The organism is Pandoraea oxalativorans (assembly GCF_000972785.3).
In the GTDB taxonomy this organism is placed as follows: domain Bacteria; phylum Pseudomonadota; class Gammaproteobacteria; order Burkholderiales; family Burkholderiaceae; genus Pandoraea; species Pandoraea oxalativorans.
The window spans coordinates 3,847,882-3,859,846 of sequence record NZ_CP011253.3 but is presented as its reverse complement, the minus strand read 5'-3'; the positions used below and the strand labels follow the sequence as shown (position 1 = coordinate 3,859,846).

10 protein-coding genes and 1 pseudogene are annotated in these 11,965 nt (G+C 63.1%); 7 read left to right on the top strand and 4 right to left on the bottom strand.

Going from position 1 to position 11,965, the window contains the following annotated elements; genetic code table 11:
* Positions 1–2: 2 nt before the first annotated feature.
* From cueR to MB84_RS29975, 3 genes and pseudogenes are all read left to right on the top strand, one after another.
* Positions 3–395, top strand: a pseudogene (gene cueR, locus MB84_RS16970) (Cu(I)-responsive transcriptional regulator); the annotation flags it as partial.
* A 207-nt stretch (positions 396–602) separates the two neighbouring features.
* Positions 603–743, top strand: coding sequence for a hypothetical protein (locus MB84_RS29980; protein WP_157122769.1), 141 nt, complete (start codon positions 603–605; stop codon positions 741–743).
* A 149-nt stretch (positions 744–892) separates the two neighbouring features.
* Positions 893–1,033: a DUF3563 family protein gene (locus MB84_RS29975; protein WP_072617503.1), complete on the top strand. Its 141-nt coding sequence runs from the start codon at positions 893–895 to the stop codon at positions 1,031–1,033.
* A 653-nt stretch (positions 1,034–1,686) separates the two neighbouring features.
* Here the strand turns inward: MB84_RS29975 and MB84_RS16965 are convergent.
* The 3 genes from MB84_RS16965 to MB84_RS16955 form a co-directional block, all read right to left on the bottom strand.
* Positions 1,687–2,352 (bottom strand): DUF799 domain-containing protein, encoded by a 666-nt coding sequence (locus MB84_RS16965; protein ID WP_046292609.1) that lies wholly within the window; start codon positions 2,350–2,352, stop codon positions 1,687–1,689.
* Complete coding sequence (locus MB84_RS16960; RefSeq protein WP_084009836.1) at positions 2,349–2,798, bottom strand: DUF4810 domain-containing protein; 450 nt, start codon at positions 2,796–2,798, stop codon at positions 2,349–2,351. Before MB84_RS16960 ends, MB84_RS16965 begins: the two co-directional genes overlap by 4 nt.
* A gap of 140 nt (positions 2,799–2,938) precedes the next feature.
* Positions 2,939–3,580, bottom strand: a complete 642-nt coding sequence (locus tag MB84_RS16955) for a CsgG/HfaB family protein (RefSeq protein ID WP_046292608.1) — start codon at positions 3,578–3,580, stop codon at positions 2,939–2,941.
* Between the two features lie 370 nt (positions 3,581–3,950).
* Between MB84_RS16955 and MB84_RS16950 the strand changes: the two genes are divergently transcribed.
* Positions 3,951–4,358, top strand: a complete 408-nt coding sequence (locus tag MB84_RS16950; protein ID WP_425415915.1) for a nuclear transport factor 2 family protein — start codon at positions 3,951–3,953, stop codon at positions 4,356–4,358.
* Between the two features lie 92 nt (positions 4,359–4,450).
* Here MB84_RS16950 and MB84_RS16945 read toward each other — a convergent pair whose 3' ends face one another.
* Entirely contained in the window at positions 4,451–5,761 is a 1,311-nt protein-coding gene (locus tag MB84_RS16945; RefSeq protein WP_046292606.1) for an Nramp family divalent metal transporter, read from the bottom strand.
* A gap of 144 nt (positions 5,762–5,905) precedes the next feature.
* Between MB84_RS16945 and MB84_RS30550 the strand changes: the two genes are divergently transcribed.
* The 3 genes from MB84_RS30550 to MB84_RS16930 all read left to right on the top strand — a co-directional run bounded on the left by MB84_RS30550 (position 5,906) and on the right by MB84_RS16930 (position 11,951).
* Positions 5,906–6,838: a hypothetical protein gene (locus tag MB84_RS30550; protein WP_052652493.1), complete on the top strand. Its 933-nt coding sequence runs from the start codon at positions 5,906–5,908 to the stop codon at positions 6,836–6,838.
* On the top strand, positions 6,750–8,486 hold the full coding sequence (locus tag MB84_RS16935) for a Y-family DNA polymerase (protein ID WP_046292605.1): 1,737 nt from the start codon (positions 6,750–6,752) through the stop codon (positions 8,484–8,486). Before MB84_RS30550 ends, MB84_RS16935 begins: the two co-directional genes overlap by 89 nt.
* 141 nt (positions 8,487–8,627) lie before the next feature.
* Positions 8,628–11,951: an error-prone DNA polymerase gene (locus MB84_RS16930; protein ID WP_046293913.1), complete on the top strand. Its 3,324-nt coding sequence runs from the start codon at positions 8,628–8,630 to the stop codon at positions 11,949–11,951.
* Positions 11,952–11,965 lie beyond the last annotated feature (14 nt).

The window sequence follows — 11,965 nt, the reverse complement described above, 5'->3', positions numbered from 1 at the left end:
CCATGAACATCGGACAAGCGGCGCAGGCCAGCGGCGTAACGGCCAAGATGATCCGGTACTACGAGAGTATCGGCCTGATGCCTCCGAGCCCTCGCTCCGAGGCAGGTTACCGACGATATGGCGAGCAGGATCTGCATCTGCTCCGGTTCATTCGTCAGGCGCGTCGGCTCGGTTTCGGTATCGACCAGATTCGCCAGTTGCTGGCGCTCTGGCAGGACCGGGGCCGCTCCAGCGCGCAAGTCAAGGCGCTTGCGCAGTCCCATGTGGACGAACTTAACCAGCGCATCGGCGAACTGGTCGCCATGCGCGACACGCTCTCGCATCTTGCGATGCATTGCCACGGCGACGACCGCCCTGACTGCCCGATTCTGGAAGGGCTGGCGTCGGCGGATCTGCCCGGCAATCTGGCAGCAAAGCGCGATTGCGCGACGGATGCAGAGGCCACTTGCGGCACCGCGACACAATCGGGTGCCGTGTCGACCACTTCGACCGCGGGGGCACCCAGCGGCGGGGCGGCAGGCGACGGTGACCCCCAGGTCGCGCGCCACGGGCCGTAAGGATGCCGAGGTCGCGTCAGTCGCGGGACGGTACGGACCCGTCCCATGACAAGCTTTATTTTTCTGGATGGCGCGCCGCAACAGCGGCGCTTTTTTTGTCTTTCGAATTTTGATTGTGCCGTGCGACGGCATGCCGCAGGCGGTCGTTTTGGTGTTTTGATTTTTGCTTATGTTGTTGATTTTTAATATTATTGTTTGGAATTGACTCCATTCGAAGTGATGCTCTAGCAGAATTTGTTGGTTTTTCCCATATAGGGGCTAACCCTTAACGGGAAAACCCTATATAATGCGAAGCACTGCTGCGATGCAGCACACTAATGAATTGGAGAAACGTCATGTTTGCCGCCCTGTTTGAAGTCGTGAACACTTGGTTTGAAACTGCTGAGCGCCGTCGTCGTGAAGCATTCCTGGCTGAGTCGAAGGACATCATTGAGCTGGAACAACGTATCCGCGCGCTCGAAACCGCCGGTTACTAAGTAAGTCAGAAGTCCTTCCGGACGAGCGGTCGCTGCTGGCGCAACCAGGCAAGTCGATCGTCTTATCGGGCGATTCCCGTCATCGTTGTGATGACGTGCGACGGCGCCCAACCGTGAGTCCGGACGCCATTCCCGCTGTTCCGGGATTGGCCACACAAGCCCGCCAATTTGGCGGGCTTTGTCGTTTACGGCGTCGCCATCGCGTCGTCGCATCAGATCATTTTTCGATGCTGCACTCGGTCGCGATCGCCGCTCCGTTGGCCAGAGAGGTGACGCCGTAGTACTTGTCGCCCACCTTGAACATGAAGCGGCACCAGTTTCGGTGAGCGCTCGCCATTCCAGGTTGACGCAATACGAGCCGTTGTCGTTGACGGACCAGGTGCAGGTCGCATGTGCGACCTGCACACTGCGTCCGCCCGATCCGATGTTGCCTTAGTTATCGCTCGTCGCATTGAGCGATCCACCGGACTCGTTGACCCACTTGCGTGTGCTGCCGGTCTGAACGACGTTGGTGATGTGAGCGCCGGGCATTAGTGAGTGTAAGTCGTCGCCGCGCAGCGCTGGACTTGGCGGCGACGTGGATCGCGTCTTAAGACGTGCCGGTCAGTGCCGGTCACTCCCCGGCGCTGACCGGCGCTGATCGGATTGCCCGGTCAGTCGGTGCCGTACTTCGGCGAACGCGGACCGTAGAGCATGCCGTTGGGACGTCCGGCGGACAGCAGTCGCGCATTGGCTGTGCCTGCGACCGTATAACCGGCGTTCGACACGCTGTTGACGATCTGCTTGACGGCCGCCGTGACCAGCATGCCGATCAACCCGCCGCCACCGCTGTTATTGCCCTCATTGTTCGACGCGCTGGCCGCACCGCTCCACAGCTTCGCACCGTTACGCAGATCGATGAGTTCGGCCGAGACCGTCACGACGGTGGCGCTGTCGAGCACCATGTATTTCGTGCCGTACTGATTGATCTTGATGTAGAGCGCAGCGTCCGCACCGAAGATCTCACGCAGCTTGGCCGGGCTGACCTGATGGATGTCACCGGCGACGGTCAGGCCGTTTTGACGGAACGACTCGTCGACCAGCGTCACCGGCATCACGTAGTAACCGGCTTCGCCCAGCGGCACCGTCACTTGCGAGAGCACGCTGTAGGTCGCGTCGATATCCGGCGATTCGTTGAGCGGCGGCAGCACGAGAATCGACTTCGGCTTGCTTTCCTTGAACGCGGTGTAGTCATACGGCTTGGCCTGATGCACAGCGCAGCCGGTCATCAGGGCGGCCAGTGCGGCGACGGCCATCCATTTGCAGAGTCGGGCGATCATTGCTTGGCCTCCGGGGTCTTGTTCTTAAGCAGGAAGTCGATGTAGCTGGCCGATTCGGGGAACAGTTGCTTTTCGATCTGGAACTCTTCGACCATCTTGTCGGACTTGCCGACCGAGGCGTAGAGCAGGCCGAGGTGAGCGTGATACCCGGGGGGCGCAGCGTGATTGGATGCCTTGATCTTCTCCAGATCGCGCTCCAGCGCAATGATCTGGGCTTCCTTCGATTCGCCCTTGAAGTATTCGTAGACTTGCGGCTGGTAGCCTTCCCAGTCGTACAGCGGCTTGGGCGGTGTGGCGCAGCCGGAGAGTGCGAGGATGACGCTGCCGGCGATGGCTGCGACGGCGATTCGACCATAACGGCGGATGCCGTTGAGGCGATGAGTGTCGGCGATGCCATCGATGCCATCGATGCCATCGATGCGACCGGACGAGAACGTGCGATTCATGACAATAGAAGTCCTGACGGGCATGCCGTGACCTGCGCGTTCGGTGCCTGCGATCGGTACGCGCTCACCTATGACGTGCAAGGTCGAGCGCGTGACGAATCACGCGCTACGGCATGCTGCAAAAAAGGGTGTCGGTGCGCTTACTTGCCCGGCTTCCAGGCACCGCTCTCGATGCCGGCGACGAGCTTGTCGACGGCTTCGCGCATGGCGAGGTCAAGCACCTTGCCATTGAGCGTGGAGTCGTAGCCCGCAGTACCGCCGAAGCCGATGACTTCGCGATTGGAGAGTGCGAATTCGCCCGCGCCGCCGCTCGAGTAGACAACCTCCGACGTCGCGATATCGACGACGTTCAGGTTGACCTTTGCGTAAGCGATCTGCTCGCGGCCACGGCCGAGAATGCCGAACAGTTGCTTGTCGCCCACTTCCTTGCGCCCGAACTCGACCACATCGCCGGTGATCACGTAATCGGCGCCCTTGAGCGTCTGTTGCGTCTTCTTGATGTCGGCTTCCTGACGGATCTCGGCCATGTTGTCGCGGTCGAGCACGTTGAAGCGCTGGGTCTGTTGCAGATGGGTTATCAGAATCGTCTTGGCCTGGCTGCCGAGGCGGTCGACGTTATCGGAAAAAACGCCGCGCATGTACGCGGAACGGTTGTCGAACTTACCGACAGCGATCGGCGTGCGCACGCCAACGTACGGACGGCTGGCACTCTCGACCTTGGCGACTTCCACGGTACGCGAGCTTTCGGTGGCGCAACCGCCGAGCACGGCCACAGAGAGCATGGCAGCGCTGAGCAGCGCAATGCTGGACTTCCTTTTCTGCACGGTGATACCCCTGAGTGTGTTGTTACCCGCCGGGTGATGCGTTGTGGCACCGGTCCGAAGCGGACATCTGAAGCCCTTACCTCTTTAAAGCTGTTTATCGCTCGTAGTAAGCGTTGGTAAGGGGGGCTGATGGTAGCACGCGTTTTCGACGCGTTGTGACGCCCACTTGCGTCCTACGGACCCCGAGCCAAGCGGCGAATGTGGCTTGGCGATACACTCGGGAAGTCGTTCCCCTCACGTTTCTGATAGGAGCATCGCCGTGGCAGATATTGAAGCACGCCCGCCGTTTCCGCCGTTCACCCGGGAGACCGCAATTCAGAAAGTTCGCATGGCCGAGGATGGCTGGAACTCGCGTGATCCGGCGCGAGTTGCGTTGGCTTATACGGTCGATAGCCGCTGGCGAAACCGTGCGGAGTTTCCTCGTGGGCGTGAGCAGATCGTCGAGTTCCTGACACGCAAATGGCAGCGCGAACTCGACTATCGACTTATCAAGGAGTTGTGGGCGTTCGCCGAGAGCCGCATCGCGGTGCGGTTCGCCTACGAATGGCGGGACGACTCGGGTAACTGGTTCCGCTCGTATGGCAACGAGAACTGGGAGTTCGATGCGCAGGGGCTGATGGCCGTGCGCCATGCCAGCATCAACGATTCGCGCATTGCCGAGAATGAGCGGCTGTTTCGCTGGCCGCAAGGGCGTCGCCCCGACGACCATCCGGGGTTGAGCGATCTCGGTTTGTAAGTTGAAAACGAGACGGCGGCGCGTCTGGAATGGCGCCGCAGTTTGTGAGTTTCCCTATCGTCTGGAGACATTTCTGTCGACATTGGCCGATCTCAGCCCAGCCCGAAGATCAGCAACAGGTTGGTTGCAGTGATGACGGCGAAAAGGCACCACGCGAACACCTGCGTCGGACGCCCGATCGTATTGCCGTTCATCACACGCGCATCGCTGACCGAGCGAATGAGCGGCCACATGGCAAACGGCAGTTGCAGGCTGAGCAGCACCTGACTCCACACGAGCAGTTTGCCCACTGCGCCGTCGCCAAGCCACAGTACCCCGATCAGCGCGGGCACGAGTGCGAGTCCGCGCGTAATCAGTCGGCGCTGATAGCACGGAATCTTCAAGTGCAGGAAGCCGTCCATGATGACTTGTCCGGCGATGGTGCCCGTCAGTGTCGAACTTTGTCCCGACGCGAGCAAGGCGATGCCGAACATGAAGGCGGCAGCACCCCCCGCAATCGGCGTGATCAACTGATATGCCTGCTCGATATCGGTGACGTTGGTCTGGCCGCTGGCATGAAAGACGGAGCCAGCAAGAATCAGAATGGCCGCATTCACGCACATGGCGATCAGCAGCGAGACCCAGGTATCGATGCGCACTAACGCGAGCGTGTCGTGCACGTCGCCGCGCTTGCCGCCGACGACCCGTCGGGTCTGCACGACGGAAGAGTGCAGGTACAGGTTGTGCGGCATGATCGTCGCGCCGACGATGCCCAGCGCCAATACGATGGCGTCGCGCCGGTCGTGACTGGGCGCGCCCGGGACAAGACCTGCGGCCACCGCGTGCCAGTCGGGCGGCACCATCGCGACCTGTGCGATGAAGCAGAACGCCATTGTGCCGATCAATCCGAAAACGATGGCTTCGATCTGACGGAAGCCTTTGCCCTGTAGTCCCAGCACGATCATCGTGTCGAGCGCGGTGAGCACGATCCCCCACGCGATGGGTACGCCCAGCAGCAGCTTGAAGGCCAGAGCGCAGCCGAGCACTTCGGCGATATCGCACGCAATGATGGAAATCTCGGCCGTGATCCATTGGACAAAACGGCCCGTGCGACCGTAGCGTTCGTAGCTGGCCTGCGCAAGATCGCGTCGGGCGACCAGTCCCAGACGCGCTGCCAGCATCTGCAAAAAGATGGCGGCGAGACTCGAGAGCGCCACGACCCAAAGCAGCGAGTAGCCGAATTGCGATCCTGCCTGAATGTCCGTCGCCCAGTTGCCGGGATCCATGTAGCCGATGGCGACGAGCAGTCCGGGGCCGGCGAAGCGTTTGAGTTTGGTCCAGCGCGACTGGCGCGCGTCGATGACGATGCTGCCTTTGACCTCGGCAGGGCAGAAGGGCGCGGTGGCGGTAGTGGGGAGCGGCATGAAGGAAGGGATTCGTGCAATGACGCTCACGTTAGCCGGGCCGACGTTCGCCTGCAAGCGAGATCAGTGTGACGGTCCACCCCTGAAGATGCCGTCGACGGTAAATGAACTGCTATACTGTATATTCATACAGTATTCAGGCGCATGATGACCCTGCCGCTTTCCTCCCCTCTGCCTGCCGGGCTATGGCGTGCCAGTGAGCTGGCGCATTGCCATCGCGCGGGCCATACCACCGGTTACGCCGCACTCGACGCCGAGCTGCCAGGCGCGGGGTGGCCGCATGGCGCGGTGACGGAACTGCTGAGCGATCGTCCGGGCATCGGTGAATGGCGTTTGCTGGCACCGGCGTTGCGCGATCTGACACAGGCGGGAAAGCCGGTGATGGTGATTGCACCGCCGATGCTGCCCTATGCCCCGGCGCTGGCGGGATGGGGCATCGATCTGCGGTGGCTGAGCGTGGTGATGCGTCCGGCTTATACAGCGTCCTCGGTGTCCCGGCAAACGCGTACCTCCCGGGTGCGACGCGGGGCGGGTGGGCTGAGCGGGGGGCAGGGGATGAGGCCCGAGGATCGCGACATGCTGTGGTGCGCCGAGCAGGCGCTCAGGAGTGCGTGCTGCGGGGCGGTGTTGACCTGGCTGCCGGCCGCGACACCCGAGCAGCTTCGGCGGCTTCAAGTGGCTGCTGGCGGTGGTGAAACACTGACCTGGGTGATGCGTCCACCGACGGCCGTGTCGAGCGCATCCGCAGCGCCATTACGGTTGGGACTGGTCGTCGCAGAGGAGAGCCGCCTTGGCGTGCAGTTTCATAAGCGTCGTGGACCGCCTCGGTCCGAACCGCTCTGGCTGACGTTGCCTGCGCCCTATACGCAGGCGCCCCAATCGCTGACCAGGGGCGCAGACGACGAAACGCCGCTCCATGCCCAGCCGGATCCGGCCCCTTCGCCCGTGCCGTCTACGGTGTCTTTTGTTTCTGCTTCCGGAGTCTCGCATGGCCTGCTGGATCGCCCTGCATCTGCCCTGTCTGTCGCTCGAGATCGCCTCGCCGCTCACCTCACTCCCGTCGCGCATACGGGCTGACGGGCTGGCGGGGACGGTGGAGGCGGGGGACGCGCAAACCGACACGACGGTCGTGCTGGTGCAGTCGCGTGTCTGGCAGGCGAGCGAGGCGGCGCAGGCGGCGGGTGTGCAACCGGGCATGCGTCGCGGCGGTGTTCTCGCGCTCTTGCCACAGGCGCGGTTTCACGACCGGGACGAAGCCGCCGAGACGCTCGCGCTTGAAGCGCTGGCGCTGGCGTTGTTGCGTTTCGGTCCCGATGTAGCGATTGCCGCGCCGCAGTGTGTGTTGATCGACGTCGCGCCGAGTTTGCGTCTGTTTGGTGGATTGGCGTCGTTGGCGGCACAGGTGCTGGAAAGTGCCGGTGCGCTCGGGCACCGGGCGTCGCTGGGTATTGCCGCGACGGCCAGCGCAGCAGCGCTGCTCGCACGCGCCGCGCAGGCCGTGCCGACATACGTCGATCCTCATGCGCCGACGTCTCAGCACATGCAGGCAGCGATGAAGTCACGTGCGTCGCGTCGCTCAATCGTGCCGGTGACGTCCGGCGCGGTGCTATCGCTGTCGTCGGCGGCGTCGTCATCCTCGTCGCCGCGGCCTCCCGAGCCACTGCTGCCGCCGCCATTGACGGCGCTACCGGCGCAACTCGACCCGCTCCCGGTGGCGTTGCTGCCCGAAGCGCAGCCGTGGCTCGACTGGCTCGCCCAGATCGGTTGTGCGACGTTGGGCGAATTGCGTGCGCTGCCGTCGCCGGGCGTGAGACGTCGCTGCGGTGCTGCGCTGCCCGCATCGCTTGCGCGCGCCTACGGCGAAGCGCCGGAAGCGCCGACGTGGTATCGCGCGCCGCCGCATTTCGAGGCCGTGCTGCCATTGCCGTCGCTCACGCACGACGTCGAAGTCTTGTTGTTCGGCTTGCGCCGTCTGCTCGCGCAGTTGACGGGATGGCTCGCCGCCGGGCAACTGGCTACGCAGGCGTTGACGCTGATTCTCGAACACGAGGCGCTTGGCCGGGAGACAGTGGCACCGACGCGTTTCGACATCTGTCTGGCCGAAGCGAGCGCCGCACCGGCGCACTTGCTGTCGCTCTGCAAGGAGCGGCTGGCGCGCTCTGCGTTGGTCGCACCGGTGCTGACATTGCGGCTCGACGTCACGCAGACGGCGCAGCATGTCCCGCAAAGCGGTTCGCTGCTGCCCGAGCCGGGGCGCGAGCGGCAGGATTTCGTGCAATTGATGGAGCGCGTCGCGGCGCGTCTGGGAGATGAGCACGTGCGGCGTTTGCAGGTGCGGGGGGATCATCGTCCCGAGGCAGCGTTCGTGAGCGTGCCTTATGCCGTGAATGTGGGCGTGAATGCGGGTGTGAGTGCGGAGGCAGGGGCGACGTCTGCGTCGAATCGTCATCTGCCGGACACCGTGAGCGCACTGCCGCCGCGTCCGGCGTGGCTGCTCGACACGCCCCAGCGACTCAGCCTGCAGCAGGAGCGTCCGTGGCGGCACGGGCCGTTGCAACTGGTGAGTGGCCCGGAGCGTATCGAGGCGGGCTGGTGGGAGCCGGGCACGGTCACGCGCGACTACTTCATCGCAGCGGACACGACGGGAGCGTTGCTGTGGGTGTTTCGGGAGCGTCCCGTGAAAGGGGCAGACGCTGCCTGGTATTTGCATGGCCTGTTCGGTTGAGATGAATGGGGACGCAGTCTTATGAATTTCGACGATTTCTTCTCGTGGCAAGGGGCGGTTGATGGCGGCGCCGCCAACGACGACGGCGCAGACACGCCGGAGGCCTCGCCCTCCGATCTGCGCGAGGATAACGAGGGGGGGCTGCCCGCGTACGCCGAATTGCATTGCCTGTCGAACTTCTCGTTTCAGCGCGGGGCGTCGCACCCCGAGGAGTTGATCGCTCGCGCGGCGCATCTGGGCTACACCGCGTTGGCTATTACCGATGAGTGTTCGGTCGCCGGTGTCGTTCGCGCGCGCGCGGAAGCGGCCAAGCATAAGTCGGTGTCGTTGATCGTGGGGAGCGAATTCCGGTTGACGCCCGAAGGGACTGCGCTGCAAGCATCGGCATCGGGAGCTTTGTCTGCAACGTCGGCGAGGACTACCGCCACTGCCGCCACTGCGTTTGTGCCGACGCAGACCGGGTTGCCCTGGCGGGCGGGGGGCGACGCGCGTCTTCCGGGCCCCAATGATCTCGACGCGCTGGGCACCGTGCATCTCGTCGCGCTTGCCCAGCATCGCGAGGGCTACGGCAATCTGTCCGAGATGATTACGCTCGGCCGTATGCGCGGCCCCAATCGCAGCTATCGTCTTCACGCAAGGGACTTCAGCGCACCGGACGCGAAACACGCCCACCTACGCGGGTTGCGAGGCTGTCTGATCATCATCGTGCCGGATCCCGATGCAAGCGCCGAACGTACGCTGGCGCAAACCCGGTGGGCCGCGCAAACGTTTGGTGAAGGGCGCGTGTGGCTAGCGTTGGAGCGCCGTCATCGCGCGGATGACGAGATGCATCTGGCGCGTCTTCGCCTGATCTGCGCCGAGTGCAACGTGCCTCTTGTCGCCACAGGGCATGTGCTCATGCATGTGCGCTCTCGCAAGCCGTTGCAGGACACGCTAACCGCCATCGGACTGAGCAAACCGGTGCAGGCGTGCGGACTCGCCCTGAGCTCGAATGCCGAGCAGCATTTGCGTACGCGATTGCGGCTTGCATGGCTTTATCCGAAAGAGGCGCTCGCCGAGACAGCCGTCATTGCTTCACGGTGCCATTTCGAGTTGCTGAACTTGCGTTATGAGTATCCGGAAGAGTTGGTGCCGACGGGGCATGCGCCGGAGTCGTATCTGCATCGGGAAGTCGAGGCGGGGGCCGCGCGACGCTATCCAGCAGGGGTGCCGGAAAAGGTGCGGGGTCTTCTGAAGAAGGAGCTGGAACTTATCCGGGAGCTTGAGTACGAGCCGTATTTCCTGACGGTGTACGACATCGTGAGCTATGCCCGAAGCCAGAAAATCCTTTGCCAGGGCCGGGGTTCCGCAGCCAACTCGGCGGTGTGTTATTGCCTGGGTATCACGGCAGTGAATCCCGACGAGACCGAGGTGTTGTTCGGGCGTTTCCTCTCGAAGGAACGTAATGAGCCCCCCGATATCGACGTGGACTTCGAACACCAGCGGCGCGAAGAGGTCATCCAGTACATCTATCGGAAGTATGGCAACGACCGAGCGGCGCTGGCGGCGACGGTCATCACTTATCGCATGCGCAGTGCGGTGCGCGATACCGGCCGTGCGTTGGGCATCGATCTGTCGATTGTCGAACAGGTGGCGCAGAGTCAGCAGTGGTGGGACGGAAAAGAGAACCTGCTCGCGCGCATGGCCGCGCAGGGCTTATCGCCCGACGCACCGACAACGCAGTTATGGGCCGATCTGGTGGCCCGTCTCATCGGTTTTCCCCGGCATCTGTCACAACACGTGGGCGGCTTCGTGATCTCTCGCGACCGGCTGTCCCGGCTCGTGCCGATTGCGCCGGCGGCAATGGAGAATCGCTACGTCATCCAATGGGACAAGGACGACATCGAGACGCTCAAGTTGCTCAAGGTCGACGTGCTGGCGCTCGGCATGCTGAGCGCATTGCGCCGCACGCTCGATATGCTGGGCGAATGGCGTGGCGCACCGATGGAGCTCGCGGACATTCCACGCGACGATCCCGCAACGTACGGCATGATCCGTCGCGCAGATACCGTGGGCGTATTCCAGATCGAGTCGCGGGCCCAGATGAGCATGTTGCCGCGTCTGAAGCCGGTCAAGTTCTACGATCTTGTCGTGCAGGTCGCGATCGTGCGTCCCGGCCCGATTCAGGGCGGCATGGTGCACCCGTACCTGAAACGACGCAAGCTGAAACCCGAAGAAGTGGACTATCCGTGCGACGCTATCAAACCCGCGCTGCAACGCACGCTGGGCGTGCCGATCTTTCAGGAACAAGTGATGCAGATCGCGATGATCGCCGCCGACTTCACGGCAGGCGATGCCGATGAACTGCGTCGTTCGATGGCCGCCTGGAAACGCAAAGGCGGTCTCGAAAAATTCCAGACGCGCATCATTGACGGCATGCTGAAGAACGGTTACCCGCTTGAGTTTGCCGAGGCTATTTGTCGACAGATCGAAGGCTTTGGCGAGTACGGATTTCCCGAGAGCCACGCAGCGAGCTTCGCGTTGCTCGCCTACGCAAGTGCGTGGCTCAAGTGCCACGCGCCCGAGATGTTCCTGTGCGGTTTGCTCAATAGTTTACCGATGGGGTTTTATTCGGCCTCGCAACTGGTGCAGGATGCGCGTCGGCATCGTGTCGAAGTGCGGGCGGTGGACGTGTGCGTGAGCGATGTCGAGTCACGTCCTGAAGTCAGGATCACCCGGTATGGGGAGGCACGCCGTCCGGCGGTGCGATTGGGCTTGTCGCTGGTCAAGGGCTTATCGGCTGAGGGGGCGCAAGCCATCGAAGATGCGCGACGTCGACGGCTCTTCACCGATATCGACGACCTCACCGCCCGAGCCGCATTATCGCGCCGCGACCTTGATGCGCTGGCTGCCGCCGATGCACTGTCGGCGTTGTTGGGCGGACGTCGTCAGGCACGCTGGACGGTCGCGGCGTGGCAGCCGCCCACGCCACTGTTGGGTGCAACCGCCTTGCGCGACGCCGCGCCAGGCAGCACGGACGAGCAGGTGGCGCTGCCGCCGATGCCCGAGGGGCAGGACATCGTGGCCGATTACGCGAGTACGGGGCTGACGCTTCGGCGCCACCCGCTGATGCTGTTGCGCGAAAAGCTGAACAAGATGCGGGTCCGCACGGCAAAGGAGTTGCAGTCCGAGGGCGTGCATGGACGACGTGTACGCACCGTCGGCATCGTCACAGGACGCCAGCGGCCGGGCACCGCCAATGGCACGGTCTTCGTGTCGCTGGAAGATGAGACGGGCGTGATTAACGTGATCGTCTGGCCCGATCTGGTAGAAGCGCAGCGCAAGGAGTTGCTGGCCTCGTCGTTGCTGGGGGTGGAAGGCGTGTGGCAGCGCGAGGAGCGAGTCACACATCTGGTGGCACATCGCCTGATCGATCTCTCGCCGATGCTCGGCGAACTCACGATCTCGAGTCGGAACTTTCACTAGCGGGATTTCGATAG

What these genes read in the sequence shown, in the direction of transcription:
- MB84_RS16950 (WP_425415915.1), top strand. Translation starts at nt 3,951, where the DNA reads ATGGCCGAGGATGGCTGGAACTCGCGTGATCCGGCGCGAGTTGCGTTG.
- MB84_RS16960 (WP_084009836.1), bottom strand. Translation starts at nt 2,798, where the DNA reads ATGAATCGCACGTTCTCGTCCGGTCGCATCGATGGCATCGATGGCATC.
- MB84_RS29980 (WP_157122769.1), top strand. Translation starts at nt 603, where the DNA reads ATGACAAGCTTTATTTTTCTGGATGGCGCGCCGCAACAGCGGCGCTTT.
- MB84_RS29975 (WP_072617503.1), top strand. Translation starts at nt 893, where the DNA reads ATGTTTGCCGCCCTGTTTGAAGTCGTGAACACTTGGTTTGAAACTGCT.
- MB84_RS16955 (WP_046292608.1), bottom strand. Translation starts at nt 3,580, where the DNA reads ATGCTCTCTGTGGCCGTGCTCGGCGGTTGCGCCACCGAAAGCTCGCGT.
- MB84_RS16965 (WP_046292609.1), bottom strand. Translation starts at nt 2,352, where the DNA reads ATGATCGCCCGACTCTGCAAATGGATGGCCGTCGCCGCACTGGCCGCC.
- MB84_RS16935 (WP_046292605.1), top strand. Translation starts at nt 6,750, where the DNA reads ATGGCCTGCTGGATCGCCCTGCATCTGCCCTGTCTGTCGCTCGAGATC.
- MB84_RS30550 (WP_052652493.1), top strand. Translation starts at nt 5,906, where the DNA reads ATGATGACCCTGCCGCTTTCCTCCCCTCTGCCTGCCGGGCTATGGCGT.
- MB84_RS16945 (WP_046292606.1), bottom strand. Translation starts at nt 5,761, where the DNA reads ATGCCGCTCCCCACTACCGCCACCGCGCCCTTCTGCCCTGCCGAGGTC.